This is a genomic window from Teichococcus vastitatis (assembly GCF_003604215.1).
Classification (GTDB): Bacteria; Pseudomonadota; Alphaproteobacteria; order Acetobacterales; family Acetobacteraceae; genus Pseudoroseomonas; species Pseudoroseomonas vastitatis.
In genome coordinates, this window is the sequence record NZ_QXGS01000002.1 from 124094 (window position 1) to 149877 (window position 25784).

At 71.2% G+C, this 25784-nt stretch carries 27 protein-coding genes; 12 read left to right on the forward strand and 15 right to left on the reverse strand.

What is annotated here, in order from left to right; translation table 11 throughout:
• Positions 1–58: 58 nt before the first annotated feature.
• The 10 genes from D2K64_RS04245 to D2K64_RS04290 form a co-directional block, all read right to left on the reverse strand.
• A complete protein-coding gene (locus D2K64_RS04245) occupies positions 59–1222 on the reverse strand; it encodes a glycosyltransferase (protein WP_120006981.1) in 1164 nt (387 codons plus the stop codon).
• Complete coding sequence (locus D2K64_RS04250) at positions 1219–2316, reverse strand: glycosyltransferase family 4 protein (protein WP_120006982.1); 1098 nt, start codon at positions 2314–2316, stop codon at positions 1219–1221. Before D2K64_RS04250 ends, D2K64_RS04245 begins: the two co-directional genes overlap by 4 nt.
• Positions 2317–2333: 17 nt before the next feature.
• A complete protein-coding gene (locus D2K64_RS04255; protein WP_120006983.1) occupies positions 2334–3077 on the reverse strand; it encodes an ABC transporter ATP-binding protein in 744 nt (247 codons plus the stop codon).
• A gap of 4 nt (positions 3078–3081) precedes the next feature.
• Positions 3082–3933, reverse strand: a complete 852-nt coding sequence (locus D2K64_RS04260) for an ABC transporter permease (protein WP_120006984.1) — start codon at positions 3931–3933, stop codon at positions 3082–3084.
• Between the two features lie 79 nt (positions 3934–4012).
• Positions 4013–5122 carry a glycosyltransferase family 4 protein gene (locus D2K64_RS04265; RefSeq protein ID WP_120006985.1) on the reverse strand — a complete coding sequence of 370 codons (1110 nt, stop codon included), beginning with the start codon at positions 5120–5122 and terminating at the stop codon, positions 4013–4015.
• 33 nt (positions 5123–5155) lie between these two features.
• Positions 5156–6838 (reverse strand): heparinase II/III family protein, encoded by a 1683-nt coding sequence (locus tag D2K64_RS04270; protein ID WP_202910470.1) that lies wholly within the window; start codon positions 6836–6838, stop codon positions 5156–5158.
• Complete coding sequence (gene rpe, locus D2K64_RS04275; protein ID WP_120006986.1) at positions 6838–7500, reverse strand: ribulose-phosphate 3-epimerase; 663 nt, start codon at positions 7498–7500, stop codon at positions 6838–6840. Before rpe ends, D2K64_RS04270 begins: the two co-directional genes overlap by 1 nt.
• Positions 7501–7583: 83 nt before the next feature.
• The gene (locus D2K64_RS04280; protein WP_120006987.1) at positions 7584–8885 is read right to left on the reverse strand and encodes an RsmB/NOP family class I SAM-dependent RNA methyltransferase; all 1302 of its coding nucleotides are present in this window, start codon (positions 8883–8885) and stop codon (positions 7584–7586) included.
• Between the two features lie 103 nt (positions 8886–8988).
• Positions 8989–9513, reverse strand: coding sequence for a chromate transporter (locus tag D2K64_RS04285; RefSeq protein WP_120006988.1), 525 nt, complete (start codon positions 9511–9513; stop codon positions 8989–8991).
• Positions 9513–10088, reverse strand: a complete 576-nt coding sequence (locus D2K64_RS04290) for a chromate transporter (protein ID WP_120006989.1) — start codon at positions 10086–10088, stop codon at positions 9513–9515. Before D2K64_RS04290 ends, D2K64_RS04285 begins: the two co-directional genes overlap by 1 nt.
• A gap of 72 nt (positions 10089–10160) precedes the next feature.
• Between D2K64_RS04290 and D2K64_RS04295 the strand changes: the two genes are divergently transcribed.
• The 3 genes from D2K64_RS04295 to D2K64_RS04305 all read left to right on the forward strand — a co-directional run bounded on the left by D2K64_RS04295 (position 10161) and on the right by D2K64_RS04305 (position 12907).
• Positions 10161–11846 carry an ArnT family glycosyltransferase gene (locus D2K64_RS04295; protein WP_120006990.1) on the forward strand — a complete coding sequence of 562 codons (1686 nt, stop codon included), beginning with the start codon at positions 10161–10163 and terminating at the stop codon, positions 11844–11846.
• A complete protein-coding gene (locus D2K64_RS04300) occupies positions 11843–12448 on the forward strand; it encodes a DedA family protein (RefSeq protein ID WP_120006991.1) in 606 nt (201 codons plus the stop codon). Before D2K64_RS04295 ends, D2K64_RS04300 begins: the two co-directional genes overlap by 4 nt.
• Before the next feature lie 96 nt (positions 12449–12544).
• On the forward strand, positions 12545–12907 hold the full coding sequence (locus tag D2K64_RS04305) for a hypothetical protein (protein ID WP_120006992.1): 363 nt from the start codon (positions 12545–12547) through the stop codon (positions 12905–12907).
• Between the two features lie 88 nt (positions 12908–12995).
• On the opposite strand, the gene D2K64_RS04310 is transcribed toward D2K64_RS04305, so the two are convergent.
• Together D2K64_RS04310 and D2K64_RS04315 are read right to left on the reverse strand one after the other, a co-directional pair.
• Positions 12996–13157, reverse strand: coding sequence for a DUF1328 domain-containing protein (locus tag D2K64_RS04310; protein WP_007006484.1), 162 nt, complete (start codon positions 13155–13157; stop codon positions 12996–12998).
• Between the two features lie 256 nt (positions 13158–13413).
• Positions 13414–14148 (reverse strand): response regulator, encoded by a 735-nt coding sequence (locus tag D2K64_RS04315; RefSeq protein ID WP_120006993.1) that lies wholly within the window; start codon positions 14146–14148, stop codon positions 13414–13416.
• 53 nt (positions 14149–14201) lie between these two features.
• On the opposite strand from D2K64_RS04315, the gene D2K64_RS04320 reads away from it, so the two are divergent.
• The 7 genes from D2K64_RS04320 to D2K64_RS04350 all read left to right on the forward strand — a co-directional run bounded on the left by D2K64_RS04320 (position 14202) and on the right by D2K64_RS04350 (position 18553).
• On the forward strand, positions 14202–14699 hold the full coding sequence (locus D2K64_RS04320; protein ID WP_202910472.1) for a sigma-70 family RNA polymerase sigma factor: 498 nt from the start codon (positions 14202–14204) through the stop codon (positions 14697–14699).
• A 216-nt stretch (positions 14700–14915) separates the two neighbouring features.
• Positions 14916–15557: a sigma-70 family RNA polymerase sigma factor gene (locus tag D2K64_RS04325; protein ID WP_370764438.1), complete on the forward strand. Its 642-nt coding sequence runs from the start codon at positions 14916–14918 to the stop codon at positions 15555–15557.
• A complete protein-coding gene (locus D2K64_RS04330) occupies positions 15557–15775 on the forward strand; it encodes a NepR family anti-sigma factor (protein WP_120006994.1) in 219 nt (72 codons plus the stop codon). Before D2K64_RS04325 ends, D2K64_RS04330 begins: the two co-directional genes overlap by 1 nt.
• Before the next feature lie 62 nt (positions 15776–15837).
• Positions 15838–17571: a histidine kinase dimerization/phosphoacceptor domain -containing protein gene (locus D2K64_RS04335; RefSeq protein WP_162306149.1), complete on the forward strand. Its 1734-nt coding sequence runs from the start codon at positions 15838–15840 to the stop codon at positions 17569–17571.
• 63 nt (positions 17572–17634) lie between these two features.
• Positions 17635–17826, forward strand: coding sequence for a hypothetical protein (locus D2K64_RS04340; RefSeq protein WP_120006996.1), 192 nt, complete (start codon positions 17635–17637; stop codon positions 17824–17826).
• A gap of 48 nt (positions 17827–17874) precedes the next feature.
• The gene (locus D2K64_RS04345; RefSeq protein WP_120006997.1) at positions 17875–18141 is read left to right on the forward strand and encodes a hypothetical protein; all 267 of its coding nucleotides are present in this window, start codon (positions 17875–17877) and stop codon (positions 18139–18141) included.
• A 7-nt stretch (positions 18142–18148) separates the two neighbouring features.
• The gene (locus D2K64_RS04350; RefSeq protein WP_120006998.1) at positions 18149–18553 is read left to right on the forward strand and encodes a hypothetical protein; all 405 of its coding nucleotides are present in this window, start codon (positions 18149–18151) and stop codon (positions 18551–18553) included.
• Positions 18554–18562: 9 nt separating this feature from the next.
• On the opposite strand, the gene D2K64_RS04355 is transcribed toward D2K64_RS04350, so the two are convergent.
• A complete protein-coding gene (locus D2K64_RS04355) occupies positions 18563–19102 on the reverse strand; it encodes a MarR family winged helix-turn-helix transcriptional regulator (protein WP_202910474.1) in 540 nt (179 codons plus the stop codon).
• Between the two features lie 35 nt (positions 19103–19137).
• Positions 19138–19530 (reverse strand): hypothetical protein, encoded by a 393-nt coding sequence (locus D2K64_RS04360; RefSeq protein WP_120006999.1) that lies wholly within the window; start codon positions 19528–19530, stop codon positions 19138–19140.
• A gap of 541 nt (positions 19531–20071) precedes the next feature.
• Between D2K64_RS04360 and D2K64_RS04365 the strand changes: the two genes are divergently transcribed.
• Positions 20072–21742, forward strand: a complete 1671-nt coding sequence (locus tag D2K64_RS04365) for an MFS transporter (RefSeq protein ID WP_306418934.1) — start codon at positions 20072–20074, stop codon at positions 21740–21742.
• Positions 21743–21859: 117 nt separating this feature from the next.
• The gene (locus D2K64_RS04370) at positions 21860–23743 is read left to right on the forward strand and encodes an AMP-binding protein (protein WP_120007001.1); all 1884 of its coding nucleotides are present in this window, start codon (positions 21860–21862) and stop codon (positions 23741–23743) included.
• Positions 23744–23808: 65 nt separating this feature from the next.
• Here the strand turns inward: D2K64_RS04370 and acs are convergent, their stop codons facing one another.
• A complete protein-coding gene (gene acs / locus D2K64_RS04375; RefSeq protein ID WP_120007002.1) occupies positions 23809–25743 on the reverse strand; it encodes an acetate--CoA ligase in 1935 nt (644 codons plus the stop codon).
• Positions 25744–25784: the final 41 nt, after the last annotated feature.

The following is a 25784-nucleotide window of genomic DNA, read 5'->3' on the forward strand; positions in this document are numbered from 1 at the left end:
ACCATGTGACAGACGCGTGGCAAAGCTCTCCACGCCGCAGCCACCGCTTCGTTGCAGCCTAGGTCGCGCTTCCGCCGATCAAGGCTGCGTAATCGGGAACCGGGAATGGCACCGGCGGAAAGCTCCGGGGCCCCAAATCGGCCAGCCGCCGCAGGGCAGCCGCAGCGGCGGCCTCGTCCGGCTCGGCCCAGCACATCTCCGGATGGTGGTAGGTCGCCTGCGGATCCTCCGCCGGCACCAGCCGCGCCGGCACGCCGAAGCAGCCCGGCCCGTGCATGAAATCCGTGTTGCCCGACCATTCGGTGGCGATCACGGCGCGGCCGAGCCGCATCGCCTCGGCGATGGCGAGGCCGTAACCCTCAGCGCGATGCAGCGACAGCACGGCGTCCACCGCGCGCATCAGCGCCCAGCGATCCGGCTCCGGCAGGGTCGCATCCACCACGCGGATGTTGGGCGTGGCGGCGGCGATGGCGGCGATCTCGGCCCAGGCGGCGCCGGCCTGCGCGGTGCTGTGCGTCTTCAGCACCAGCAGGCGGTCGGGACGGTCGCCAAAGGCGGCGCGATGGGCGCGGATCGCCGCCATCGGGTTCTTGCGCGCGATGGAGGAGCTGGCGTCAAACATCACCAGGCTGACGAAGGCGTCCTCCGGCAGGCCGAAATCCGCCCGGCCCCGTGGCGAAGGGTCCGGCGCCGGCACGGGATAAGGCACCACCCGCACCGGCAGTGGCACCGCCGCCTCGACAGCCTCGGCCACGAAGCGGCTGCCCACCCAGATCTCATGCGCGAAGCGGAAGCCGTGGCTCCAATCCGCCGGCAGCCGCGGCAACTCCCACGCCCAGACGGCGATGATCCGCTTGCCGGCCACGGCGCGGCGTCCCAGCGCCCGCATCGCCCAGGGCAGCATCGGCCCGTTCACGTGCAGGATCAGCGTGCCGGGGCCGGGCGCGGGCGGCACCATCGGTACGGCCTGCCCACCCTGGCGCAACGCCGATGTCAGGTCGGTGGCGTGCGGGTCGAGGCCCTGGTCACGCATCGCGGCCAGCATGCGCTGCGCACCGATGCCGAGGCCGGTGGAGGTGGACAGAAAGCCCGCCACCGTGACCGGCCCATCGCGGTCAGGGTGTCGGGATGGACGCGGCGCCAGGGCCGCCATGCCGCCGAACAATAGGCCGCGGCGCAGGCCGCGCGGCAAGGTCTGCCAGATCCGGTGCACCAGACTCATGCCACGCCTTTCCGCCGCAATCCGTCGATCAGGGCGGCGGCGGCGCCATCCCAATCGGCGCCGCCGCCATGTTCCAGCGCGGCCCGGCGCAGCGCGGCGCGCCGGGCGGGATCGGCGAGGCTGGCCAGGGCCATGGCGAAGGCTTCCGGCGTCACGGCACCGGCCACCACGCCGCCGCTCTCCGGCCGCACCTGTTCCACCAAGCCGCCGACGGGCGTCGCCACCACCGGCAAGCCCATCGCCTGTGCCTGGGATACCAGGCCCGACTGGCTCGCCTCGCGATACGGCAGCACCACCACGTCGGTATCCCGCAGCAGGGTCAGGATCTCCGGCTCGGCCACCCAGCGCGACTCGACGCGAACGCCGGGCAGGGCCGACAAACCCGGGGCGCAGCTCTCGGCGCTGCCCTCCCCCACCACGCGCAGCTGCACCGACAGGGAGGGATAGGCGGCGTGCAGGTGGCGGATGCTGTCCCGCAGGAGGTCGAGCCCCTTATAGGCGCGCATGCGGCCGAAGAAGAGCAGGCGCAGCGGCCCCTCCCCCATGCGCAGCGGCGGCGGCTCGGCGGCGCCCAGCAGGGCAGGCATGGGCATGCGGATCTGCGGCAGGGCCGGGAAGCGGGCGCGCAGCGCCGCCGAGACGTGGTCCGACAAGGCAACGGCCGCCGCCGCCGCCTGCATCTCGCGCCGAAGGCGCCAATCCCACAGCAGGGCGGGATCGCCCGGGTGCGGCGCCGCATCATGCACCACCGGCACGAAGCGGGCGCCGGTGCGCCGCAGGCCAGGGGCCAGCAACGGCGTCCAGAGATGGGTCATGGCGGAAATCACCGCGTCCTGGCCCCGTGCCGCCGCCGCCAGGGTGCGCCCCCGCGCCGGGATCCGCGGCAGCGACAATGCGAAGCCGCGCCGGTCCCGGTAGGTTTCCACGGCCTGGCAGCCCACGCCGAGCGCACGAAACGCCGGCAGCAGCTCGTTCTGCGCCGAGAGCGAGAGCGAGAGCTCTACCTCCCGCTGCCGCGCCAGGGCGCGCGCCAGTTCCAACGCGAATTGCGCGCCGCCACCGCGGCGGCCCCAGTACCAGAGCATCAGGCGCATCGTGCGGGTTCTGCCGGTCAGCCCGCCACCGGCTCGGGCCCCAGGATCTGCTCCACCGGCCCGTCGGCCACCACGCGCCCGGCATCCAGGCGCATCGCCCGGGTGCACCAGCGGCGGACGATGCCCATCTCGTGCGTCGCCAGCACCAGCACGTCGGCGCCTTCCACCAGCCGGCCGAGGCGCTGCTCCGCCTTGGCCATGAAATCGGCATCGCCGGCCAGGAACCACTCATCCATCAGCAGCACCTGCGGCTTGATCGCCGTGGCCATGGCGAAAGACAGCCGCACCGTCATGCCCGATGAATAATTGCGCACCGGCACATCGAGGAACTCGCCGAGGCCGGAAAACTCGGCCACCTCCTCCGCCAGGAGCTGGGCCTCCCGCTCACCCATGCCGCGGTACAAGCCGCGCAGCACGATGTTCTCGCGTCCGGTGGCGTCCATGTCGAGGCCGGCACCCGGGTCGATCATCTGGCCGATGATGCCCGCCACCTCCAGCTCACCCGCCACCGGCTCGTAGATGCCGGCGAGCGTCCGCAGCAGGGTGGTCTTGCCGGCGCCGTTGTGGCCGATCAGCGCCACCCGCTCGCCGCGGGTGATGGAGAAGTTGAGGTCGCGCAGGGCGGACACCACGACGCGGTTGGCGTCGTCCGAGCGCATCCGCAGCGGCGAGGAGGCCAGCAGCCGCTTCTTCAGCGAGCGGGCGCCCATGTGGTAGAGCGGGAACTCGATCGAGACGCCGCGGGCGATGATGTGGGCCATGCCGTTACACCCAGAACGCGACGCGGCCGCGGAAGCGCACAAAGAAGGCGAAGCCGACGGCGCAGTGGACCACCGTGTAGCCGATCGCCGTCAGCCACACGGCCAGATTGCCACCGCCCTCGATCAGCGGCCCGCGCACCAGTTCCAGCAGCGTGTAGAAGGGGTTCAGCAGCAGCAGCCAATGGTATTCCGGGCTGAGCAGCTGCGGCTTCCAGATCACCGGCGTCATGAAGAAGGCGATCTGCATCACGCTGCCGACGATCGGCGCGATGTCGCGGAACCGGGCGCACACCATGCCCAGCAGCAGCGAGGCGCTCAGCGCGTTCACCGCCAGCAGCAGCAGCCCTGGCAGCGCCAGCAGGCCCGACCAGCCCGGCAGCACGCCGAAGATCAGCAGCACGATCACCACCAGCGGCAGGTTGTGCGCCGCCACCAGCGCATTGCGCGTGACGCAGCGCAGCGCGTGCACGGTGAAGGGCAGCGGCATCTGCCGCACGATGCTCTCGGCGCTGGTCAGGCTGGTGCAGGCCTCGGTCACCATCTGCGCCAGCATGTTCCAGAGGATCAGGCTGACCGCCAGCCAGGGCAGGTATTCGGCCAGCGACATCTGGAACAGCGTGGAATACAGCAGGCCCAGGCTGGCCAGCATCACCGCGGTGGACAGGGTCAGCCAGAACGGCCCCAGCACCGAGCCGCGGTAACGGTTGCGCAGGTCGAGCCATGCCAGCGCCCCGGCCAGCCGGCGCTGGGCGAAGCCCTGACGCAGGTCGCGTAGGGCGCGGCTCAGACGCTGAGGATCGGCGGCGTTGAAGCGCACGGAAACCGGCGTGCCGGGCGGGGTGACATGGGCGTCCATGGGGCGCTCCTATAGACGCAAAGCCGGGGTGGGCCAATGCCGCCGCCGTTCGGGCGGCCGCGCGGCGGCCATGCGCCGCCTACAGCCCCATCAGGTCCAGGGTGCGGCCCACCACCTTGGCTTCGTCGAACCGCTCCAGCGCCAGGGCGCGGCCGGCGGCGCCCATGCGGCGGCGCAGCGCCGGATCGGCAGCGAGGCGGGACAGCGCCTCCGCCAGGGGCGGCACTGCCGCGGGCGGCACCAGCAGGCCGGTCTCGCCGTCGCGCACCTGCTCGCGCGGGCCGCGGATGCCGGTGGCGACCACCGGCAGGCCGGTCATCATCGCCTCGATCACCGACATGGGCAGGCCCTCGAAATGGCTCGGCAAACAGAACACGTCTGCCGCCGCCAACACCCGGCCCACATCCTCGCGATAGCCAAGGCGCCTCAGGCGCGGTCCCAGCACCGCCTCGGCCCGGGCGAATTCCGCCGCCATGTCGGGGCCATGGTCGGTGGGCAGGCGCTCCCCCACCACCCAGAGCACGGCGCCAGGCACGGCTTCCATGGCGCGCAGCAATTCCACATGGCCCTTGTGCCGCACCAGGCGGGACACGATGACCACGACGCAATCGTTATCCGCGGCGCCCAGCTCGGCCCGCAACGCGGCCCGCACCCCGGCATCGGGACGGAAGCGCAGCGGATCGCGACCGTTGCGGATGCCCACCGCGCGCGGCGCGATGCCGAGGCGCCGGGCATCCGCCGCTTCCTCCTCGGACACGGTCATGAACACGTCGGTCAGGCGGCCGCCGAGTCGCTCCAGCCACAAGGACAGGGTGCGCCGCCACCACGGCCCGGGCTGGTTGAACAGGAAGCCGTGCCCGGTATAGGCGACGCGCCCCACCCCGGCGCGCCGCGCCGCCAGCCGCGCCAGCAGGCCGGAAATCGGCATGTGCGCGTGCACCAGGTCGAAGCGCTCCTCGCGAAACAGCTCCAGCAGCGCGCGATAGGCGCGCCATTGCGCCAGCGGGTTCAGCGACCGCGCCATCGGCACCGGCACGATGCGGAAGCCTTCCCGGCGCGGCACCTCCAGCAGCCTGCCTTCGGCGCAGATGCCGACCACCTCGTGCCCGCGGGCGCGGGCGCCGCGCATCACCGGCAGCACGAAGTGCCGCAGGGAGAAATCGACGTTGCAGACTTCGGCGATCTTCAAGGCGGGACGACCTTCAAGACGGCGGGAGCCGGCCTATTCCGCCGGGCCGTCGGATGGCGCGGCCGCCGGCCCCTTGGCGCCGGAGGCGGCGGGCTGCGGCACGCTGACGCGGCTCAGCGCCCATTGCACCGAGGCGGTGCCGGCCTCGGCGCTCAGCACGATCTGCGAGGACCGGCGCGGCTCGCCGGCCATGAACACGCTGTCTTCCACCGCCAGAATCGCTTCCTTGGCGCGGAACCGCCAGGACGCGCCGGATGGCAGGCGGAGCAGCACGGTGTTCTCAGCCTCCTGCCGGCTGGCCACCACGCCAGGATGCAGGTGGAAGCGCACGGTGAAGCCCGGCAGGTTCTCGCCTTCCACCGCGTCCTCGCCGCGCAGGTCGTCGCCGGATTCCGACAGGTAGAGGCGGCGGCGATGAACGGCGCCGAAGCCGCGGCGATAGCCGTCATGGCTGGCATCCAGCCATTGCGCGCCATTGGCTTCCTGGCGCTCGGCCTCCACCGATTCAGGGCGGCGGCCGAGGCCGTCCTCGCGCAGTTCGCTGCTGTTGGTGTCGGACAGCACCAGGGTGGAATGCGCGGCGGTGGCGCGCAGCGCGTCCCGCCAGGGACCGGGATCGGCGGTGGCGGCGCCGCAATTGGTGATCAACCGGTCGCGCCCCACCGACATCTCGAAGGACAGGGTCCCGGCGTGGTGGAACCGGTCGGCGCCACGCGGCAGCCCGGCGGGGCCCGTGGCGGCACGGCCGGAGGGCGGCGGGCCGCAATCGGCGATCACCAGGGTGCGCCCGGCCTGCAGGCGCTGGAACCCGGCCTCCGCCAGGATCAGCGGCGCACGGCCGCGCGCCTGCCCCTGGGTCAACACCAGATCCACCAGGGAAGCGCCGTAGTCGCGCGTGCCGTTGAACAGCGCCAGGCCACCATCGCCGTGGCGGAACAGCCGCAGCGCCGGCGCGGCGCGGTCCAGCGCCAGCCCCAGATGCGGCGGCGCTTCCAGTCCGGCGCCGTGCAGCAGGTTGCGGATCTCGATCAGGTCCTGCACCGCCAGCAGCAATTGCGCCGGCGAGCGTTCCACATGGGCGCCGTCGGGCAGGATCTGCCGCTCGATCTCCTGTGGCAACACGCGCAGGCAGCGGGCGACCCAAGCTTCCTCGCTCAAGGCCACCGAGGCGGCGAGGCCGCCCTTCAGCGCCACCAGCGCGCCACGGTGCCGACCCTCGGCCGGAAGCGCCACCACCAGCCCGCGCGCATCCTGCGCCAGCCGCACCATCAGGGCGCGGCGAAAGCCGTCCTCGGCGGTGGCGGCCAGGAAGTCCCAATGGCCCAGCCAGGCCGACAGGCGCGCCCCGACCACGTCCGGCACGGCGGCGATGCCCTCGCCCCCGCCATGCGCCAGCCAGTCCGCTGCGAGGTCGCGGGCGCGCAGCCGGGCGCCATCGGTGCCCAGCGCGCGCAGGTCGCGCAGCCAGGCGAAGCCGTGCACCGCGGCGCGCCAGAGCACCGAGCCGTCCTGTGCGGCCCAGCCCTGCCCGCCCTCGGCGGCGATCGTCAGCGGGCGCACCGTGCCGGCCACCTCGCATTCGCCCCGCAACAGGCGGTGGCCGCGCGCCGCATCGCCGGGCCACAGGTCGCGGAAAGCCCGGCTCGGCGCCTCGGGCACCTTCACCGGCTTCAGCCCCGCCACCATGCGGCGGGCGCCGCGCAGCCATTCGGCCATCAGGCGCGGCCCGCGCGCAGCGTCGCGATCGCCGCGGCGTAGTCCGGCGCGCCGAACACGGCGGTGCCGGCCACCAGCACGTCGGCCCCGGCTTCCAGGCAGAGCGGTGCCGTTTCGGCGGTGACCCCGCCATCCACCTGCAAGGCGATCTGCCGTCCGGACGCGTCGATCATGCGGCGCAGTTCCCGCATCTTGGGCAATTGGCTGGGAATGAATTTCTGGCCGCCAAAGCCCGGGTTCACCGTCATCACCAGGATCAGGTCCACCAGGTCCAGCACCGGCTCCACCAGGGCAGCCGGCGTGGCCGGGTTCAGCACCACGCCGGGCGAGCAGCCCAGCGCGCGGATGGTCTGCAGCGAGCGGTGCAGGTGCGGCCCGGCTTCCGGATGCAGGCTGATCCGCTCGGCGCCCGCCTCGGCGAAGGCCGGCAGCAGGGGATCGGCGGGCGAGATCATCAGGTGCACATCGAACGGCAGGCGCGTGTGCGGGCGCAACGCCTTCACCACGGCCGGGCCGTAGGAGATGTTGGGCACGAAATGCCCATCCATGATGTCGAGGTGCAGCCAGTCGGCACCGGCGGCCTCGATGGCGGCGATTTCCTCCCCGAGACGCGCGAAATCAGCGGCCAGCAGGGACGGGGCGATTTTGACGGGGCGTGACACGCGGCAAGTTATGCCCGCGCCTCCCGGTATGGACAAGGCGCCACGAGGGGGAAGCGCCTCGTTGGCGTTCAACCGGAAGCTGTTCAACCCGGCTTGCGGAACCGGGCCACGAAGAAGCCGTCCAGTCCGCCCTGCTCCGGCCAAAGGTCCGGGCGGGTGCGCACCCAGCCTTCCGGGGTCAGCGCCGAATCCAGGCCAGGCAGCTCGTCCGGCCGCACCGGCTCGGGCGCGAGGCCGCTGGCGAAGGCGGCGCGGGCCTGCGCCTCGCCTTCCTCCGGCTGCAGCGAGCAGGTGGCGAACACCAGCCGGCCGCCCGGCCGCAGCAGCTTCGCCGCCGCCTGGATCAGCGTGGCCTGCAGTCCGGCCAGGGTGGGAACATCACCCGGACGCTTCAGATGCGGCACGTCCGGGTGCCGGCGGATGGTGCCGGTGGCCGAGCAGGGCGCGTCCAGCAGCACGGCATCGAACTGCGCGCCCGGGTTCCAGGCGGCGGCATCGGCCTGCACCACCTCGGCGGCGAGCCGCAGCCGCGTCAGGTTCTCGCGCAGCCGGCCGATCCGGTGCGCGTCGCGCTCCACCGCCACGACCTCCGCCCCGGCGGCGGCCAGCTGCGCCGTCTTGCCGCCGGGCGCCGCGCACAGGTCGGCCACGCGCTGGCCGGCCACGGCGCCCAGCAGCCGGGCCGGCAGCGCGGCGGCGACGTCCTGCGCCCAGGCATCGCCGGCGGCGAAGGCGGCGATCTCGGCGATGCGGGTGCCGGCGGGATAGCGTGCCGTGCCGGTGGGCAGCATCAGCGCCCCCTCGGGCGGCGCGGTGCCGGGCCGCAGCGACAGGTCGAGCGGCGCCGGCAGCCGGTGCGCGCGGGCGATCGCCCGCACCGCCGGGCCATAGGCGGTGTGCCACGCGCTCCACAGCCAGCCGGGAGTATCGAGGCGCTCGCCATCCAGCTCCTCCAGCGTGGCGGCGCCCTCGGCGGCGACGCGGCGCAGCACGGCGTTCACCAAGCCGGCAAAGGGGCGCGGCACCAGGTCGACGCAGCTCGCCACCGCCGCGTGGGGCGGGGTGTCCAGCAGCAGCAGCTCGGCGGCACCGATGCGCAGGGCGTTGCGCACCTCCGGCGGCGGCTCGCGGCGCAGCAGCGGCTCCAGCACGGCATCGAGGCTGCCGAGGCGGCGCAGCACGGCGGCGGCGATGCGGTGGGCGGCGGCACGGTCCCTCGCCTCGGCGGCCGGCAGAGCGTCCAGCGCCTCTTCCAGTGCGCGGTGGCGCTCCAACACCGCGGTCACCAGGGCCAGGGCGGCGCTGCGGGTCGGGTTGCGCGGGCGGCCGCCCGATGCGGGGCGCGCGGAGCGAGGGCCGGAGGGGCGGGAACGGGACGAGCTCATTGCCAGGGGCTATGGGCCGGAAGGGCCCGTCCTGTCGAGCCGTTCCGCATGCGGGGCGGGCTGTGCGGGGCGCATGGCGCGATGCCCGGCCGAAGGCGCGATGTCAGGCCAGGGCCACCCAAAAGATCAGGGCGCCCGCCGGCAGCAGCAGGAAGGGGCTGGCGCGGGTGGTCATCAGCAGCACGGTGGAGGCGGCGGCCACCGCCCAGGCCAGCCAGCCACCCTCGGCGACGCGCAGCAGGGTGGCGCCGGCGGCCAGGATCATGCCGGCCGCCACCGGCGCCAGGCCGCGCTCCACCGCCTTCTGCCAGGCGGCGCCGTGGGTTCGCCGCCACAGCCCGGCCAGGCCCCAGACCAGGAAGGAGGACGGGGTGAAGATGGCGAGAGCCGCGAGCAGCGCGCCCCACGGGCCCATGGCCTCGAACGCCACCATGGGCGACAGCAGCGCCCCGGGCCCCGGGGTGAGCCGCGAAAGGGCAAACAATTCCAGGAAGCGGGCATCGCTCATCCAGCCTTGCACCTCCACCGCCTGGCGGTGCACGTCGGACACGATGCTCTGCCCGCCGCCCACCGTCAGGAAGGACAGCGGCAGGAACACCAGCAGGATGCGCCAGAACGGATGCTCCATCAGCCGCCACCCCTGCGCGACATCGCCCAGGCCGCCTGTGCGATGCCGAGCGGGGCCATCACCAGCACCACCCAGATCAGCGGCAGCCGCAGGGCGAACAGGGCGACAAAGGTGGCGGCGACGATCGCGGCGGGCGCCACGCCGCGCCGGGCGGCGCGCCAGGCGGCGCGCAGCCCCATCTGGATCGACAGGCCCAGCGCCGCCGCCGCCACCCCGGCCAGCATCCAGTGCGCCGCCGGGCCGCGCACCGCCTCCCCCGCCAGGGCGACGACGCCGAGCGCCAGGATCAGTGCCGGCACCACCATGCCCAACGCGCCGGCCAGGGCGCCGCGGCCGCCGCGCAGCCGATAGCCGATCCAGATCGACAGGTTCACCACGTTCACCCCCGGCAGCGCCTGGCAGAGCGACAGCCCGTCCAGGAACTCCCCTTCGGTCAGCCAGCGGCGGTTGCCGACGAATTCCCGCATCATCCAGCCGGACAATCCGCCGCCGAAGCTGGTCAGCCCGACCTTGCTGAAGGCCAGAAAGATCTGCATCAGGCCAGGAGGTGGTGCGTCCGCCCGTTCCGTTGTCATCCTGCGCTCCCGCTGCCTGCCGCGGTTTGTTGCTATACACCGCGCCGCGAAAGGCTCTACAGCCCGGGCATCATGGCGTTTTCCCCGCGCGACTTCCTCGACCGGCTGCCGGAGATGCGGTGGCCGCGTTCCGGCCTGACCCTGCTCTGCCTGCTGCTGTGGCTGCCGGGCTTCTTCACCCTGCCGCCCGGCGACCGCGACGAGAGCCGCTTCGCCCAGGCCAGCCGGCAGATGGTGAACAGCGGCGACTACGTCCGCATCCGCTTCGGCGAGGAGGAGCGCAACAAGAAGCCGGTGGGCATCCACTGGGCACAGGTGGCCTCGGTGAAGGCGGCGGAAGGGCTCGGCCTCGGGCATCGCGGGCAGATCTGGCCTTATCGGCTGCCCTCGCTGATCGGCGCCTGGCTCGCCGTGATGGCCACCTTCCATTGGGGCCGCGCCCTGGTGGGGCGGCGCGCCGCCTTTCTGGCCGCCGCGATGCTGGCCTCCTCCCTGGTGCTGGTGGTGGAAACCCACATCGCCAAGACCGATGCCGCGCTGCTCGCCACGGTGACGGCGGCGATGGGGCTGCTGGGGCGGGCCTATCTGGCACCCGGTGCCTTCACGGCGCGGCAGGCGGCGGCGCTGTGGGCCATCCTCGGCGTCTCGATCCTGCTGAAGGGGCCGATCGGGCCGCTGGTGGCGCTGCTGGCGGGGGTGACGCTGGTGGTAGCCGACTGGAAATCGGAGCGCGGCGGCGCCTGGCTGCGGGTGCTGCGGGCCGGCTGGGGGGTGCCGCTGATGCTGGCCATGACGGCACCCTGGCTGATCGCCATCGGCCTTGCCACCGAGGGCCGCTTCTTCGCCGAGGCGGTGGGCGGCGACATGCTGGGCAAGGTGTCCTCCGGCGAAGAAGCGCATGGCGGCCCTCCCGGCTACTACCTGCTAACCTTTCTGCTGACCGCCTTTCCCGCCGCTTTTCTGGTGCTGCGGGCCCTGCCCGCCGCCTGGCGTGACCGGATGAACCCGGCGACCCGCTTTCTGCTGGCCTGGATCGCGCCGTCCTGGCTGATGTTCGAGGCGGTGGCGACCAAGCTGCCGCACTACACCCTGCCGATGTTTCCGGCCCTGCTGCTGCTGACCGCCGGCTGGGCGATGGACCCGCTGCGCCGCCCGGCGCCACGCTGGCTGGCCGGGCTGGGCTTTGGGCTGTTCGCCCTGGCAGTGCTGGCGCTCGGCCTGACGGCCCCGGTTCTGCCCTGGATCGCCGACCGCCGCATCGATCCGCTGGCGGTGCTGGCGCTGCCGGCGGCGCTGCTGCTGCTGTGGGGGGTGTGGCGGGCGCTGCGCTGGGGACCGGCGCAGGCGGCGCTGGCCGCTGCGATCCTGGCGGTGCCGCTCTACGCCGCCATTCTGGGCGGCACGCTGCCGCGGCTGGAGGCACCCTGGATCGGGCCGCGCCTCGCCGCCGCCCTGGCGCTCAGCGCGCCGTCGGGCGAGGTGCAGGGCGCCTTCGGCATCGTTGGCTATCACGAGCCGTCCATGGTGTTCGCCACCGGCACGGCCACTGCCCTGCTGCGGGATGGCGGGGCGGCGGCCGGCTTCCTGGCCGGGGCGCCGGGCCGCACGGTGGCGGTGGGCGACCGCGACGTGGCGGCATTCCGCGCCGCCGCCGGGCAGCGCGGCCTGACCTTGCGCGAACTTCCCGTGGTGGAGGGCTACAACTACACGCGCGGCCGGCGATTGAAGCTGCATCTGTTTCAGGGAACCGCTGGATGATCGAGTGGATCACGCGAATGGTGGGGGAGGCCGGGCCGGCCGGAGTGTTCTTCCTGATGTTCCTGGAGAACCTTTTCCCCCCCATCCCGTCCGAGCTGATCATGCCGCTGGCCGGCTTCGCCGCCGCCGAGGGCCACATGGGCGTCGTCACGGCCGTGCTGTGCGGCACGGCCGGATCGCTGGTCGGCAATGGCGTCTGGTACGAGGTGGCCCGCGCCATCGGCAGCCATCGCATCCGGCCGCTGGTGGCGCGCTACGGCCGCTGGTTCGGTACCTCGGCCGAGGAGATGGACAAGGCGGAGGCGACGCTGCGGCGGCACGGCCCGGTGGCGCTGTTCTTCGGCCGCATGCTGCCGGCGATCCGCACCCTGATCTCCATCCCGGCGGGCCTCGCCCATATCGGTCGGCGGGTGTTCTACCTGTGGACCGTGCTGGGCAGCCTGTTGTGGGTCACGCTGCTGACGGGCGCCGGCTACCTGCTGCGCGACCAGTACCGCAAGGTGGAAGCCTTCATCGAGCCAATCAGCTATGTGGTGGTGGCCGCGGTGGTCGGCGCCTACCTGTGGCACCTGTGGCGCACCCGTCGCGCGGCGCGCAGCTGAAGCGGAAGCGAAGCAACTTGTTGGTGAAGTTCGCGTTGGACCGCCAGACCGTCATGTCAGGCGGCTTCACGCGTCAACAAGAGGAGCTTTCCCGCCATGCATCACCGCAAGATCCTGTCGGCCATCACCGTTTCGGCCGCCCTGCTGGGGCTGGCGGCATGCGACCAGGCCCGTTCGGTGGACTCCAACACCGCGCCGACCCGTGCCTATGACCGGGCTACCGGCGTCAACACCTCCGGCGCCTATCCGGCGCAGAGCGATGGCACCCGCGCCAATCCCGCCGGCACCGAGGGGACGCGGGCATTGGACCGCGCGGCAGGCACCAACACCTCCGGCGCTTACCCGTCGCAGAGCGATGGCACCCGTACGAACCCGCCCGGCACCGCGGCCACCCGCGCCTATGACCGCGCCACCGATTCCAACACCTCCGGCGCTTATCCGCAGAACTCGGTCCGCTGAGGCCCCGGCACCCGGGCAACCGGGCGCCGAACGCAAAAAGGGGCGGGAGGTCTGGACCTCCCGCCCCTTGCTTGTGCCGGCGGCGGGTTCAGGCCCAGCCGCGCCCGGCCACCAGCGAGATCAGGAACAGCACCAGGAAGATGACAAACAGGATCTTGGCAATGCCGCTGGCCGCGGAGGCAACCCCGGAAAAGCCGAGCACGCCGGCCACCAGCGCGACGACAAGAAAGATCAGGGTCCAGTAGAGCATGGCGACGCATCCTTGCGATCGGTCGGAGAAGGTGCCGGGGCCAGATTGGCGCCGGCGAACAAGCCGTCGGGCCTCATTGGCGGCAATCCCGGCCGGCCCCTGCAGAGATGGAGCCCCTGCCGGAGCAGGCCAGCCCGGTCCGCGGGCCGCTGATCCGATGTTCTGGCAAGGAACGGCCTCCCTCCGTGGGACCGGCCGAACACTCTGGTGCCGGCGGTGCTCAAGCAACGTCGCGCTTGAGCCGCCGGTTGCAGCGTCAGCCGATGGGTACGGTAGAGCACACGGCCTGATAGGTGGCGATGGCGAGCGCCAGCGGCTCGAAGGGCTTCGAGATCACAAAGGCCGGCTCCACCTGCTCCGCCGTCAGCAGCCGCTCCGGATAGGCGGTGACAAAGATCACCGGAACCTTCAGCCGCTCCTGGATGCGGTTCACCGCGGTGATGCCGTCACCGCCGGCACCGAGGTTCACGTCGGCCAGGATCAAGCTGGGATTGCGGTCCTGAGCCAGCCGCACCGCCTGCGTCTCGGTGGCGGCGACGCCCACCACCCGGTGGCCGCAATCCTCCACCAGCTGCCGCACATCCATGGCGATGATCGGCTCATCCTCGATCACCAGGATATCCGCTGCGGTGGCGCTGCGCAGGGCCTCCCGCGCCTGATGCAGCTCGGTTTCCGCCACGTCGGGCGGCACCCCGACCACCTGCGCGGCATCGTTGAGGTTCAGTTCCTCCAGCGCGGTCAACAGCAGCAACTGGCGGTGGCGCGGCGAAAGATCGGCGCCCGCCGGCGGAACCGGGGGCAACGGGGCCAGGCGGGTCACGCCGGCATACAGCGCCAGGCGTGGCGGAAGGGATGGCAGCCCGGCCCGCAACGCGTCGGCCACCAGGGCATCGCCGGATTGCTGGCTGCCAGTCAGGGCGCGAGCGTAGCGACGGGCGGGCGGCAGGCTGCGCAGCAATTCGGCCTGAGTGACAGCATTCGTAGCGTGCATAGCGTGGCCCTCGTTTCGGTCCTTTTAGTCAGCAAGACCGCGATCGCATGGTGATGACAAGTAAAACAGACCCGATCCGCGCCGGGCTGGCCGGGCTGCTGCCGGATCTGCGGGCCTTTGCCCGCTTCCTGGCGCGCGACGCGGCCCTGGCCGACGACCTGGTGCAGGAAGCCATTCTGCGCGCGTTGCGCGCGGAATCCCAGTGGGACCCTGAAACCAGCCTGCGGGCCTGGATGTTCCGTATTCTGCGAAACGTCTTTCTGGAACAGATGCGCCGCCGCGGCACTGAGCGCCGGGCACTGGAGCATCTGCCCGACCCGGACCGCCCGGCGCCGGCAGCCCAGGAAGCCCGGCACGCCGTGTCCGATCTCGCGCGTGCCATGGACACGCTGCCGCTGGCGCAGCGCGAGGCACTGATCCTGGTGGGAGCTCATGGGCTCTCACATGAGGAGGCCGCGGCGGTGTGCAATGTGCCGGTCGGCACCATGAAGGCGCGGGTGGCACGGGCACGTGGTGCGCTGGCCCGGCAGATGCCCGAGGACGCGCCATGAGGCAGCAGGCGTGCGGAGTGCGGCACCGGCAGTGCTTCGGCGCGAACTGGGCCAGTCAGAACAGATGTCATGGATGGATCCGGCCGGCACAACAACGGGGGGACCCTCTCGTTTCATGCTTAAATCGCATGCCTGCCATGCGTCAGTTACATGAACGCGTTGCAACTGGTTTTCCGGCCTGTGCATTGGTCGAACATGCAAAGCGAGCACAGCACCATGAACAGCATGACCACCAAGCCGATCGCTGCCGTTGCTGACGCGACTATCCCGAGCTTCCACGACCAGCTGGTGGCCCTGCTGCCGCGCCTGCGGGTGCAGGCCGTGTCCATGACCCGCAACCGTGCGGATGCCGATGACCTGGTCCAGGCGGCCGTGAGCAACGCGCTCGCCGCCCAGCACAGCTTCACCCCGGGCACGAACTTCGGCGCCTGGATGTTCCGCATCCTGCGCAACCGCTTCCTGTCCGACATCCGCCGCCGCCGCGACACCTGCGACATGGACAACGCCCCGGCCGAGGCGCTGGCCCGTCCCGCAGCGCAGGAAGACAGCTTGGCCCTGCGCGAGCTGCGCCGCCGCTTGGCTGATCTGCCGGCCGATCACCGCACCGCGCTGATGCTGGTCACCGTGCAGGGTTTGTCCTACGAGGAAGCGGCCGAGGTGATGGATTGCGCCGTGGGTACTGCCAAGTGCCGCGTGTTCCGCGCCCGCCGGCAGCTCGAAGCCTGGCTGATGGGTGAGCAACCGACCGCCCGTCGCGGGGCTGGCAAGGCGAAGGCGGCCGAGGCCACGCGCCGCAGCGAAGCCCAGCGTGCGGGTCGGACCACAGCCGAGATGCGGGCCATGCATCCGGGAAGCTGATGGACGAAGACGAGGATAAGCGCATGTTGGCGGACCCGGCCGTGGAGGGTAACCGTCCGAGGTCGGGCCGGTCGCGCAAGCGCGTGCCCGACGCGGCGTTCGAGAAATGGCTGCAGCACGGGTTGCACGCCATGTATGACGACGTCGCGAATGAGCCGATTCCCGAGGAATTGCTTCGGCTGATCGCTGAGAAGCGGACCGAGGACCCGAAGCAGTGATCTCCCCGGCTCGGCCCGAAGGGCCGACGCTGGGGTCTATGCTTCGCGGCGTCCGCGGCCGCATGCTGCTTCTCCTTCTGGTGGCCAGTGTCCCGGTGGTGGGAATCGCCGGGGCCAATGCCGTTCTGAGCTACGAAGCCGAACTGGCCGCGGGCCGACGCGAAGCGGCCATCCTCAGCGAGGTGGCGGCGGCCCGCCATGGTGCCACCATCGAGGCCCTGCGCCAGACTTTGGAAGGGCTGGCGCGCAACGGGCAAATGCTCGAAGGGGTACCCGCGCGCTGCGAAGCGCTGTTGCGCGGCGTGGTCATGCTCTACCCGCAGCGCTACCGCGACTTCTGGGTGCTGGATGACCAGGGCCGGGTCCGCTGTGGCGCCAAGCTGGCCGGCCCGCTGGGCGAAGACACCCTGCCCCCCCTCTACAGCCGCGGTGAATCGCTCGAGCAGGAGCGCTACGTCCAGGTTGCGCAGCAGGAGCAGAAATTCACCATCACCCCGTTTCGCCGCAACGCCAACAGGCCGCCCGTGCTGATCGGCGCGGTGCCCATCCTCCAGGATGGCCAGGTGGCCGGCGTGGTGGCCGGCAGCCTGCTGCTCGACGCCTTCGTGCGCAGCGAAAGCGCTGCCTCGCCGCAGCGGCAGCAACGGGTTTGGCTGCTGGACCGCGAGGCCGTGGCTCTGCCCCTCACCCCGGCCGGTGCCATCGAACTGCCGCCGGCCGAGACTTTGCGGAACATCGCCACTCCGGGCAGCCCACGCTCACTGGAAACCCGGGCCCAGAGCGGCGCGCAATACGCCTACGCCAATGCGGAGCTGGCACCGGGCCTGCGCCTGCTGGTCGGGCTGCCGACCGGGGAGATCCGCGCCGCGGCCAACACCGTGCTGCTGCGCCGCGCGCTGGAACTGGCCGTGTTTCTGCTGGCCTGCCTGATCGTGATCGTGGTTGGTGCCGACTTGGCCATCGCCCGACCGCTGCGCATCCTGGCCGCGCGGGTGCGGCAATGGCGGCCCGGCGCCCCCTTCGGCGCCCGGCCCCTGCGCGGCGAGCCCGACGAGGTGCGCGCCCTGGAGCAGGCGGTGACCGAGGCAGCGAGCGCCATCGGCGCGCGCGAGGCCGAGCTGCGCGCCACCCTGCGCCAGCGCGACCTGCTGATGGCCGAAATCCACCACCGGGTGAAGAACAACCTGCAGATCGTGGCCTCCCTGCTGAACCTGCAGGCCGGGCGTTTGCGCGATCCGAAGGCGCGGGCCGAGTTCGCCACGGCGCGGGATCGCGTGCAGGCGCTGGCGACGCTGCATCGCCACCTCTACACCAACCAGACCTTCGAGGTGATCGCGCTGCGCCCCTTCCTGGAGGAGCTGGGCCAGCAGCTTTTCGCCGCACTGGGCGAGCGTCCGGGCCAGCGCATCCGGCTGGTGGTGGAAGCCGACGAGCTGGAGATCGTCACCGATCAGGCGGTGTCGCTGGCGCTGCTGATCACCGAAACCGTCACCAACGCCATCAAGCACGGCTTTCCGGATGCCCGCAGCGGCACCGTCACCATTTCCGTGCATGCGGCGCCGGCGGCCGAGGATGAAGGTGAGGAGGTGACGCTGCGGGTGCTGGATGACGGGCTGGGGCTGCGGCTGGATGATGAGGAAGCCGGGCAGGGCATCGGCCTGACCCTGATCCGCGGCTTCGCCCAGCACCTAGGCGGCGAGATGGAGATCCACCGCGAGAACGGCACGGAGATGGTGGTGCGCTTTCCCCTGCGCCGGCGCGAGGCCGATCCGGCGCTGGTGCCGGCCGAAGCTTGAGCGTGGGCGAAACCCCCAGCTTGGCCTTGCGTTGGAAGGCCGAGAAACAGGAGTGATGCCTTGATGCGCAAGTTCTTTGCCGCCACCCTTCCCATTCTGCTGCTGGCGGTGCCGCTGGTGGCGTGCAGCGAAGGCCCTGCGGAGCGGACCGGAAAGCGCCTCGACAATGCCGGCGCCGCGATCCGCGACACCGTTGATCCGCCGCGCGGCCCGGTTGAGCGCGCCGGCCGCAGCATCGACCGCGCCCTCGACTAAGACGCCCGGCCCGACAGAACCGGTTCACACCAGACTAGGAGCCATCGCATGAGCCGCTATTCCTCCATGGATCTTTCTTCGGTCGAGGATCGCATCGCCGAACTGCGCCGCAAGGTGGAGTCGCTGATGAGCGAGCAGGTGAGCCCGGCCGTGTCGCGCGCATCCGGTCGTGCCCAGAACCTGGCGCATCAGGCCAGCGATGTGACCCGGCGCGAGGCGGAACAGGTGTTCGGCCTGGTGCGGGAACGCCCGGTCGTCACCATCGCCGTGGCGGTGGGGGTCGGCTTCCTGATCGCCAAGCTGCTGCGACGCTGAGCCGCGGATGCGTGCGTTCCGCCTGACGGCCGCCTCGCTGGAGGCGGAGCGCGTCCTGCTGACCCTGCAGGCGCAGCGCACGGCGCGGCGCGTCGTGTTCGGCGTCGTAGCCGCCATCATGGCCGGCTGCGCGCTGGCGATGCTGCACCTTCTGGTCTGGGTCTGGCTCGGCACCTGGACGCCGTTGCAGCGCGTGTCCCTGCTGCTGGGAGCTGATGTGCTGCTGGCGGCGATCTTCGGCACCCTGGCCCTGCGCAGCACGCCCGGACCGCAGGAGGTGGAGGCCAGGGTGCTGCGCGACACCGCCTTCGCCCAGGCTCGCTCCAGTCTCAGCCTGCTGCCGCTGATCGGCACCGTCGCCACCTCGCCCCTGATCGCGGCCGCGGTGGGCCTGCTGCGCCGCCGGCGCTGAGCCGGCGCCTCAGTCCAGAAGGCGGCGCAGCAGGGCGATGAGCGTTGTCCGCTGCGCCTCCGTCAGCGGCTTCAGCAATTGCTCATTGGCCCGCCGGCCCTGTTGCACCGCCTCAGCGAGGATCGCCTCGCCTTCCGGCGCCAGCGACAGCACCACGGTGCGACGATCCAGCGGGTCACGGGCGGTCCGCAGCAGCCCGCGGTCGCGCAGCCGCGCCACCACCCCCTGGGTGGTCGCGGGGTCCAGGGCCACGGCGCGACCCAGGGCGTTCTGCGTGGCCTGCCCGAGTTCGGATAATTTCAGCAGCGTGGCGAATTGGGTCGAGGTTAGGCCGCCGACGGCGCCCCGGTCCTGGAACAGCGCCGCGTGGCGCTGGTGCGCCCGGCGCAGCAGGTGTCCGACCGATTCGTCCAGGCTGTAGCCGATCGGCTTGGACAGAGGCGGCTCCTCATCCCGCACGGCATCGGCGAGCAGTGTCAGGTCACGGTCGATGATGGCGAGGTCCCCGGGCTGCGATGGTGGACGGGCAACGCACCTTCCCCTTCGCACACCGGGCCGTCAACCATCCCTACCGCGCCGCAATATTACCCCGCGAGAAGTTGCAGCGCGAAACCCACCAGGGTGATGAGGCCGAGGCCGGCCGCCACCAGGGCTGTCCGGTCGGCATGCCACATCAGGCGCTCAGCCAGGATGGAGGCGAGTTGCCGGCGTCCTTCCAGGCTGCGGAGCTTGCGCGCACCCTGCCCGGCCATGGCTTGCAGGCGCCGCCACACCAGGCTTCGGCGTGGATCCTGGTAGGGCGCGCGCAGCGCTGCACCCCACAGACCCAGCCACAGGGCAGCCGTCATCAGCGCACCGCTCTGGAGCGCCAGCAACGGTCGCGCGGCCAGCCCGGCCATCACCAGGGTGATCCCCAGGGCAATGGCGCCGAGAACGCGGCGGATGGAATGGTCAGCCAGAGCGCGGAGCGTGTCCATGAGGCCCCCTTCAACCCCTTATGCTGACGCCGGCGACGCGAAGATGCCAGTTGCTTTTCATACCTGCAGGACGCCGACCTGATTTTTTGCTGCCGGCGGCGTGCCGGCCGGCCCTGTCCTGGGAACGGCTGCGGCGCCGCAGCGTTGCAGGCGACCATTCTTCAACCGTGGCGCGGGCGTGAGCGCCGCCGTGTCGCGGCACCCGTTGGTGCTACAGCGAACCGCTCCGCGGCCCCGGCTCTCCCCTGGGAAGATCCTGAAATCTGTTGCGCTTCTGGCGTGAAACCGGATCAATACCGCGAGGCTTCCGCAGGCGCACAACGCCTCGGATCGGGCGATCCGACGCCGGCCCGGCGGCTTTCCGCCGCCGGCCGGCAGCACCAACTTGGCCGCGTGACTCAACACGCGGCGGCGCAACAAGAACAACCGGGGCTGCGATCCTCGCATCCCGGAGGGCAGGAAGAGTTCACCCATGGGCGCAACGCACCCCAGAGCCGCTTCGGACAATCGCCCGATGTCGCGCGAGGAACGAAAGGTCATCTTGGCCTCTTCGCTCGGCACGGTGTTCGAGTGGTATGATTTCTACCTCTACGGTTCGCTCGCGATCTTCATCGCCGCCAAGTTCTTCACCGTGCTCGGCGCCGATGGCCAGCCGATCTTCGATGAGGCCACGCGCAACATCTTCGCGCTGCTGGCCTTCGCCGCCGGCTTCCTGGTGCGCCCCTTCGGCGCCCTCGTATTCGGCCGCTTGGGCGACCTGGTCGGACGCAAATACACCTTCCTGATCACCATCGTGATCATGGGCGCCTCCACCTTCATCGTCGGCATCCTGCCCACCGCCGAGCAGATCGGCATCGCCGCGCCCGTGATCCTGATCGTGCTGCGCTGCCTGCAGGGGCTGGCGCTGGGCGGCGAATATGGCGGCGCCGCGACCTACGTGGCCGAGCACGCGCCGCATGGCCGCCGCGGCTTCTACACCTCCTTTATTCAGATCACCGCCACGGGCGGGCTGTTCCTGTCGCTGATCGTGATCCTGAGCACCCAGGCGATCACCGGCACCGAAGGCTTCCGTGAATGGGGCTGGCGCGTGCCGTTCCTGGTGTCGATCGTCCTGCTCGCCATCTCGGTCTGGATTCGCACCCAGATGGAGGAAAGCCCCGCCTTCAAGAAGATGAAGGAGGAGGGCACCCATTCCAAGGCGCCGCTGACCGAGGCCTTCGGCCAGTGGAAGAACGCCAAGGTGGCGATCCTGGCTCTGTTCGGCCTCGTCGCCGGCCAGGCCGTGGTCTGGTACACCGGTCAGTTCTACGCGCTGTTCTTCCTGGGCTCGGTGCTGAAGGTGGACAGCTACACCGCCAACATCCTGATCGCCTGGGGCCTGCTGCTCGGCTCGGGCGGCTTCGTGTTCTTCGGCTGGCTGTCGGACAAGATCGGTCGCAAGCCGATCATCCTGGGCGGCTGCCTGCTGGCGGCGCTCACCTATTTCCCACTGTTCAAGCTGATGAGCGCGGAAGCCAACCCCGCCCTGCACGCGGCGCACCAGAACATCCCGGTGGTGGTGCAGGCCGACCCGGATAATTGCTCCTTCCAGTTCAACCCGACCGGCACCGCCCGCTTCACCAATTCCTGCGACACCGCCAAGGCGGCGCTGGCGCGGCTGTCGGTGAACTACCGCGTCGAGGATGCCCCGGCCGGCAGCGCCGCCGTGGTGCAGGTCGGCAACACCAGCATTTCCACCACCGATGCGAACTTCGTCCAGGCGCTCGGCACCGCCGTCACCGCCGCCGGCTACCCGGCGGCGTCCAATCCCACCGTGGTGAAGCTGGCGCACCCCTTCGACATCTTCCGCGAGCAGTCGGGCGTGCTGGTGCTGATCCTGGCGGTCCTGGTGATCTATGTCACCATGGTCTACGGCCCGATCGCCGCGGCGCTGGTGGAGCTGTTCCCCACCCGCATCCGCTACACCTCCATGTCGCTGCCCTACCACATCGGCAATGGCTGGTTCGGCGGGCTGTTGCCGGCGACGTCCTTCGCCATGATCGCGCAAACCGGCGACGTGTATTACGGCCTCTGGTATCCGGTGGTGATCGCCCTGGCGACGGTGGTGATCGGCCTGTTCTTCGTGCCGGAAACCAAGGACCGCGACATCTTCGCCGAGGACATGGCGAACCGGCCTTCAGGCAAGCCGAACCCGCTGCGCGCGCGGAGCTGACGCTCCGACCCGCCGCCGCCCTGACGGGCGGCGGCAGCCGGGAAAGGCGTTCCAGCCCCGGCCCTGCCATTCCCCGGGAATGGCCAACAATGCGGTTCATCGGCGGGAGGGTTCAGCATGCCGCAAGGCTATGACGCCATGGCGGCGTCCTGGCGCCAGGATCCCGAGGGTTACTGGCGCGGCGCCGCCCAGGGAATCGACTGGTCGGTGCCGCCGCGGCGCATCTTCGACGCGGCGCAGGACCTCTATGGACGCTGGTTCCCGGATGCCCGGCTGAACCTTTGCCACAATGCGGTGGATCGTCACGTTGCCGCCGGCCGCGGCGCGCAGCCGGCGCTGATCTGGGACAGCCCGGTGACGGGCAGCCAGCGCCTCATCCGCTACGACGAATTACAGGACATGACCGCCCGGCTGGCCGGTGCCCTGGCGGCCCGCGGCGTGGCGGCGGGCGACCGGGTGGTGATCTACATGCCGATGGTGCCGGAGGCGGTGGTGGCCATGCTGGCCTGCGCCCGGCTCGGCGCCGTGCATTCCGTGGTGTTCGGCGGCTTCGCGGCGGCGGAGCTGGCCGCACGCATCGCCGATGCCGCACCAAAGGCGGTGATCGCCGCTTCTTGCGGCATCGAGCCGGGGCGGGTGGTGAAGTACAAGCCGCTGCTGGACGCGGCGCTCGACCTGTCCCCGCACAAGCCGGCCACCTGCCTGATCCTGCAGCGCGACAGCTGGCGGTGCGAGTTGCGGGCCGGCCGCGACGAGGATCTGCTGGAGGCGATGCGATCCGCTGGCCCGCACCCCTGCGTCGAGGTGGCCGCCACCGATCCGCTCTACATCCTCTACACCAGCGGCACGACCGGCAAGCCCAAGGGCGTGCTGCGCGACACCGGTGGCTACGCCGTGGCGCTGCACCATTCCATGGAACTGCTCTACGGGCTGAAGCCCGGCGACGTGTCCTGGACGGCCAGCGATGTCGGCTGGGTAGTGGGCCATTCCTACATCGTCTACGGGCCGCTGCTCGCCGGCTGCACCAGCCTCGTCTACGAGGGCAAGCCGGTAGGCACACCGGATGCCGGCGCCTTCTGGCGCGTCTGCGCCGAGCACGGGGTGACGGTGCTGTTCACCGCGCCCACCGCGCTGCGCGCCATCAAGAAGGAGGATCCGGAGGGCCGCCACCTCCGCCAGCACGATTTGTCGAAGCTGGAGGCGCTGTTTCTGGCTGGCGAGCGCTGCGACCCGGACACGGTGACCTGGGCGCAGCGCCTGCTGGATCGCCCGGTGATCGACCATTGGTGGCAGACCGAGACCGGCTGGTGCATCACCGGCAATTTCCGCGGCGCCGGGCTGTTCCCGCCCCGCCCCGGCTCGGGCGGCAAGCCGGCCCCTGGCTATGACGTGCGTCCACTGGACGAGGCGGGGCGTCCCGTGGCGCCGGGGCGGAGCGGCACGCTGGCGATCCGCCTGCCGCTGCCGCCGGGCTGCGCGCCGACGCTGTTCCGGGCCGAGGCGCGCTTCCGCGAAGCGTATCTCGACGCCTTTCCTGGCTGGTACAACACCGGCGACGCCGGCCTCATCGACGGGGATGGCTATGTGTGGGTGATGTCGCGCACCGATGACATCATCAACGTCGCCGGCCACCGCCTGTCCACCGGCCAGATGGAGGAAGTGCTCGCCAGCCACCGGGATGTGGCGGAATGCGCGGTGGTGGGCGTGAGGGACGCGCTGAAAGGCCAGGCGCCGCTCGGCCTCGTGGTGCTGAAATCCGGCGCCGACCGCGACGAGGCCGAGCTGGAGGCCGAGCTGGTGGCGCTGGTGCGGGAGCGCATCGGCCCCGTCGCCGCCTTCAAGGCCGCGCGGGTGGTGCCGCGCCTGCCCAAGACGCGCTCGGGCAAGATCCTGCGCGCCACCCTGCGCAAGCTGGCCGATGGCGAGCAGCCGGCCGTGCCGCCCACCATCGACGACCCGCTGATCCTGGACGAGATCGGCACGGTGCTGGGCGTGCGCTGAGGCGCGAGCCCGCGGCGCCGCGCCCGGCCAGGAGATCGCTCGCTCCCCCGGCCCTTCGGCGCCGATCAGCCGACGCGGTTGCCGATCAGCTCCTCGACCACCGTCGGATCGGCCAGCGTCGAGATGTCGCCCAGGCTGTCCGTCTCGTTGGCGGCGATCTTGCGCAGGATGCGGCGCATGATCTTGCCCGAGCGCGTCTTGGGCAGGCCCGGCGCCCATTGGATGGCATCGGGCGAGGCGATCGGGCCGATCTCCTTGCGCACCCAGGCCACCAGCTCCTTGCGCAGCGCCTCGGAGGGCTCCTCGCCCGATGTCAGCGTGACGTAGGCGTAGATGCCCTGGCCCTTCAGCTCGTGCGGCATGCCGACCACGGCGGCCTCAGCCACCTTCGGGTGGGCGACCAGCGCGCTCTCGATCTCCGCCGTGCCCATGCGGTGGCCGGACACGTTCAGCACGTCGTCGACGCGGCCGGTGATCCAGTAATAGCCATCGGCGTCCCGCCGCGCGCCGTCGCCGGAGAAATACTTGCCGGGGAAGGTGGAGAAGTAGGTCTGGATGAAGCGCTCATGGTCCTTGTAGACGGTGCGCATCTGGCCGGGCCAGGAGTCCAGGATCACCAGATTGCCGTCGGCAGCACCTTCCAGCAGCTGGCCCTCGCCATCCACCAGCGCCGGCTGCACGCCGGGCAGCGGCAGCGTGGCCGAGCCAGGCTTCAGGTCCACCGCGCCCGGCAGAGGGGAGATCAGGATGCCGCCTGTCTCGGTCTGCCACCAGGTGTCGACGATCGGGCAGCGCTCGTCGCCGACCACGCGGTAGTACCAGAGCCAGGCTTCCGGGTTGATCGGCTCGCCCACCGAGCCGAGCACGCGCAGCGATTGCCGCGACCACTTCTTCACCGGCGCCTCGCCTTCCCGCATCAGGGCCCGGATGGCGGTGGGCGCGGTGTAGAAGATGTTGACCTTGTGCTTGTCGACCACCTGCCAGCAGCGGTCGACGCCGGGATAGTTCGGCACGCCCTCGAACATCAGCGTGGTGGCGCCGTTGGCCAGGGGTCCGTAGACGATGTAGCTGTGCCCGGTCACCCAGCCGACATCGGCGGTGCACCAGTAAATCTCGCCGGGGCGGTAGTCGAACACCAGCTCATGCGTGAAGGAAGCCCACACCATGTAGCCGCCGGTGGTGTGCAGCACGCCCTTCGGCTTGCCGGTGGAGCCGGAGGTGTAGAGGATGAACAGCGGATCCTCGGCCGACATGGGCTCCGGCTCGCAATCGGCGGCGGCGGCCTCGGACAGGGTGTGCCACCAATGGTCGCGCCCTTCCTCCATCGGCACCCCGCCGCCGGTGTTGCGCACCACGATGACGTTCTTCACCGAGGGGCAGGATCGCAGCGCCTCGTCTGCGTTGGTCTTCAGCGGCACGGTGCGGCCGCCGCGGCGGCCCTGGTCGGCGGTGATCAGCAGCGTGCTGTCGCAATCCTGGATGCGGCTGGACAGGCTGTCGGGGGAGAAGCCGCCGAACACGATGGAATGCACCGCGCCGACACGGGCGCAGGCCAGCATCGCCACCGCCGCCTCGACGATCATCGGCAGGTAGAGCGTGACGCGGTCACCTTTCTTCACCCCGAGCGAGCGCAGCACGTTGGCCATGCGGCAGACGCGTTCGTGCAGCTCGCGGTAGGTGACCTTGCTGTCGCTGTTCGGGTCGTCGCCTTCCCAGATGATCGCCACCTGGTCGCCGCGCTCGGCCAGATGCTGGTCGAGGCAGGAGACGGACGCGTTCAGCACGCCGTCCTCGAACCACTTGATCGAAACGTCACCCTCGAAGGAGGTGTTCTTGATCCGGGTGGGCGGCGTCATCCAGGCGATGCGGCCGGCCTCCTCGCGCCAGAAGCCTTCCGGATCGCGCGCCGCGCGCTCAGCCATCTCGGCCCGGCGGGCGGCGTCGACGCGGTTGCCCTGGGCCAGCTCGGGCTTCACGGGAATCACGCTGTGATCGGTCATTCGAACTCCTCCCGGAGTGGCGGTGGGGGCGACGCGGCCAC

Coding starts and splice junctions, on each gene's coding strand:
- D2K64_RS04245 (WP_120006981.1), bottom strand. CDS start 1,222: ATGAGTCTGGTGCACCGGATCTGGCAGACCTTGCCGCGCGGCCTGCGC.
- D2K64_RS04290 (WP_120006989.1), bottom strand. CDS start 10,088: ATGACAACGGAACGGGCGGACGCACCACCTCCTGGCCTGATGCAGATC.
- D2K64_RS04330 (WP_120006994.1), top strand. CDS start 15,557: ATGGACGAAGACGAGGATAAGCGCATGTTGGCGGACCCGGCCGTGGAG.
- D2K64_RS04350 (WP_120006998.1), top strand. CDS start 18,149: ATGCGTGCGTTCCGCCTGACGGCCGCCTCGCTGGAGGCGGAGCGCGTC.
- D2K64_RS04360 (WP_120006999.1), bottom strand. CDS start 19,530: ATGGACACGCTCCGCGCTCTGGCTGACCATTCCATCCGCCGCGTTCTC.
- D2K64_RS04280 (WP_120006987.1), bottom strand. CDS start 8,885: ATGAGCTCGTCCCGTTCCCGCCCCTCCGGCCCTCGCTCCGCGCGCCCC.
- D2K64_RS04340 (WP_120006996.1), top strand. CDS start 17,635: ATGCGCAAGTTCTTTGCCGCCACCCTTCCCATTCTGCTGCTGGCGGTG.
- D2K64_RS04370 (WP_120007001.1), top strand. CDS start 21,860: ATGCCGCAAGGCTATGACGCCATGGCGGCGTCCTGGCGCCAGGATCCC.
- D2K64_RS04300 (WP_120006991.1), top strand. CDS start 11,843: ATGATCGAGTGGATCACGCGAATGGTGGGGGAGGCCGGGCCGGCCGGA.
- D2K64_RS04285 (WP_120006988.1), bottom strand. CDS start 9,513: ATGGAGCATCCGTTCTGGCGCATCCTGCTGGTGTTCCTGCCGCTGTCC.
- D2K64_RS04260 (WP_120006984.1), bottom strand. CDS start 3,933: ATGGACGCCCATGTCACCCCGCCCGGCACGCCGGTTTCCGTGCGCTTC.
- D2K64_RS04320 (WP_202910472.1), top strand. CDS start 14,202: ATGACAAGTAAAACAGACCCGATCCGCGCCGGGCTGGCCGGGCTGCTG.
- D2K64_RS04310 (WP_007006484.1), bottom strand. CDS start 13,157: ATGCTCTACTGGACCCTGATCTTTCTTGTCGTCGCGCTGGTGGCCGGC.
- D2K64_RS04345 (WP_120006997.1), top strand. CDS start 17,875: ATGAGCCGCTATTCCTCCATGGATCTTTCTTCGGTCGAGGATCGCATC.
- D2K64_RS04295 (WP_120006990.1), top strand. CDS start 10,161: ATGGCGTTTTCCCCGCGCGACTTCCTCGACCGGCTGCCGGAGATGCGG.
- acs (WP_120007002.1), bottom strand. CDS start 25,743: ATGACCGATCACAGCGTGATTCCCGTGAAGCCCGAGCTGGCCCAGGGC.
- D2K64_RS04305 (WP_120006992.1), top strand. CDS start 12,545: ATGCATCACCGCAAGATCCTGTCGGCCATCACCGTTTCGGCCGCCCTG.
- D2K64_RS04325 (WP_370764438.1), top strand. CDS start 14,916: ATGAACAGCATGACCACCAAGCCGATCGCTGCCGTTGCTGACGCGACT.
- D2K64_RS04255 (WP_120006983.1), bottom strand. CDS start 3,077: ATGGCCCACATCATCGCCCGCGGCGTCTCGATCGAGTTCCCGCTCTAC.
- D2K64_RS04250 (WP_120006982.1), bottom strand. CDS start 2,316: ATGCGCCTGATGCTCTGGTACTGGGGCCGCCGCGGTGGCGGCGCGCAA.
- D2K64_RS04315 (WP_120006993.1), bottom strand. CDS start 14,148: ATGCACGCTACGAATGCTGTCACTCAGGCCGAATTGCTGCGCAGCCTG.
- D2K64_RS04335 (WP_162306149.1), top strand. CDS start 15,838: ATGCTGCTTCTCCTTCTGGTGGCCAGTGTCCCGGTGGTGGGAATCGCC.
- D2K64_RS04270 (WP_202910470.1), bottom strand. CDS start 6,838: ATGGCCGAATGGCTGCGCGGCGCCCGCCGCATGGTGGCGGGGCTGAAG.